Consider the following 2,008-nt stretch of genomic DNA (forward strand, 5'->3'; position numbering starts at 1 on the left):
TCTTTTGAATACTCTTGAGAGTTTTAGCTAGTCTCAACTGCAAAATTCGTCGATCGCTAAAATCTAACATATCGGAATCGTCTAAATTGATACGATCGAAGAACCGATCGATCTCAGTCAAAATCACCCGCAGACGCGACATAATATTTGCAGTTCGATATTCAGCCAGCAGCGATTCTCGATCGATAACTAGTGCGTCAGATTTAATTGTTGCTAAAATACGATCGACATCGTAGGCGGTACTAAAAACAGCAATTTTGTGGCAATTAAATCCCGGATCTAAATAATCGGATAACCCATGATTGACGCTCGAAAATACCTGGCAACCACAGGCGATCGCTTCTAATGGTTGCAATCCAAATCCTTCTGTAACACCTTGAGTTGCCCAATACTCGGCAGAGTCATATAGGTACACGCGCGATCGATTGAATAAATCTGCCAAACTATCGACAAACCCTTCAATAATTTCGACTTTGCAATCACGTTGCAGTGCAGGAACTAATTGTTTTAATAGATATTCAGAAGACTTACGGGAGTGAACCAAAACATCGATATTTCTTGCTATTTGTCGATCGACAAATTCGTCAGAAATCTGATTGGGTAGATAGTATAGCAGCGCGTGGGGTGACTTCTGTCCCCAGTAACCTAGTGTATTGCGGCTGACAGTAACGATTGGAATCTGGGGTGGGAGCCGAAAACCATACTCCGCACTATGAGCGTGATAAATTGTCGGGTAGCCCCGCAACCGCGCGACTAGTTTGGGGACATCAAAACCCCAACTAACGACGAAGATCGCATCTTGAGGCTTGCTCGCCAAGATGTCATCTAAAAATGCCTTGTCTGGCTCGCGTTGGCGATAGGTGACAATTTCGACAGGACAAATCTGTTTGACTAGCTCGATCGTTTTTAGTTCGGCAAATAAACCCCCACAGTGAAATTTTTGGGTAGTTCCAGGGAGCAGAAACAGGAGTTTGCGCATAAAGTTGTCGATCGGGTCGTCGCGGTTGTGCCCACGCTCCAGCATAGACTACTACCGATCGAGGTGTCTAGCTACTCGCTTGACGCGACCGAACGATAGTCAATTCGACATTAAATTCCAGATCGTGGTGTCCGATCTTCAATCCTCACGACTTCCTCATATTGATTTGATTTAATCTATGTAGACAAGATTAAAGTCGATCCAAAAGTATCGAACTGATGACGATCGGATCGACCCAGATTGTATTTTAACTATCAACCGATCGGATTGGAGAAAACTTATAAATACTCACACTTCGCATCATCTTAGTTGCCGTCAATGTCATTTTTTCCAACCCGAAGGTCATTACCACGGCAGTTGCCGTCGCCTGAATGTTACGGTTATAGGTGAGTGGCAAGCGTGTTCCCTGGTCTTATCGGCATTCACGCCAGCGCGGAGTTTCCAACCAGTGGTGGCATAAGATTGCTAGTTAGCGGATCTATCGATCTGTTGTGGCATTGCCGACAGCACTCGCAGGTCAAATTTAGAGCGGATTTAGCGTAACCAGTTTCGAGCGATCGATTTGTAGTGCATCGATCGAAGACGAACAGTTAATTGCTTCACTTGCCACTATTCCCAAAACTGTAAAAGCGAGCTTTACAGGTATGGATGCGACAACTATACGGATAAATATTTACCAAGGAGATGATGCGATCGATCCTTCGACGACGAGCGCGACCGATTTTGGCACTGCCACAGTCTGGACACGTTCTGATCCCCTTCGTATCGATATTCGTAGCGACAGGAGCCTCCAGGGTGGCAGTATTGGTGTTATTAGTCGGATCTCGATCGGTTGGAATCATGAGCGCAATACCCCAAAACAATAAAAGTCAGATGCAATTATTGTGCCCACGTATATACCTTCTCTAACGCCGGGGCTGGCGAGCGACATTCGATCTAAGACTCATGCTTTCCATCTAGTCATCTTAGATACTGCATGAGTAGCTACTCTCTTGTCTTTTAGAAATTGGTTATCTACTCCTTAATCCT

At 45.0% G+C, this 2,008-nt stretch carries 3 protein-coding genes; all 3 read right to left on the bottom strand.

The window, feature by feature from the left end; genetic code table 11:
* Nucleotides 1-979: glycosyltransferase (locus RMO84_RS08440; RefSeq protein ID WP_310488023.1), on the bottom strand; the 979-nt coding region annotated here is incomplete at its 3' end.
* Between the two features lie 247 nt (nucleotides 980-1,226).
* The gene (locus tag RMO84_RS08445; RefSeq protein ID WP_310488021.1) at nucleotides 1,227-1,376 is read right to left on the bottom strand and encodes a hypothetical protein; all 150 of its coding nucleotides are present in this window, start codon (nucleotides 1,374-1,376) and stop codon (nucleotides 1,227-1,229) included.
* A 202-nt stretch (nucleotides 1,377-1,578) separates the two neighbouring features.
* The gene (locus RMO84_RS08450; RefSeq protein ID WP_310488022.1) at nucleotides 1,579-1,821 is read right to left on the bottom strand and encodes a hypothetical protein; all 243 of its coding nucleotides are present in this window, start codon (nucleotides 1,819-1,821) and stop codon (nucleotides 1,579-1,581) included.
* Between the last annotated feature and the right edge of the window lie 187 nt (nucleotides 1,822-2,008).

This window comes from Chamaesiphon sp. VAR_69_metabat_338 (genome assembly GCF_031423935.1).
GTDB lineage: Bacteria > Cyanobacteriota > Cyanobacteriia > Cyanobacteriales > Chamaesiphonaceae > Chamaesiphon.

Excerpts from the sequence above, each read along its gene's own strand:
- RMO84_RS08450 (WP_310488022.1), bottom strand. The coding sequence starts at position 1,821 with ATGATTCCAACCGATCGAGATCCGACTAATAACACCAATACTGCCACC.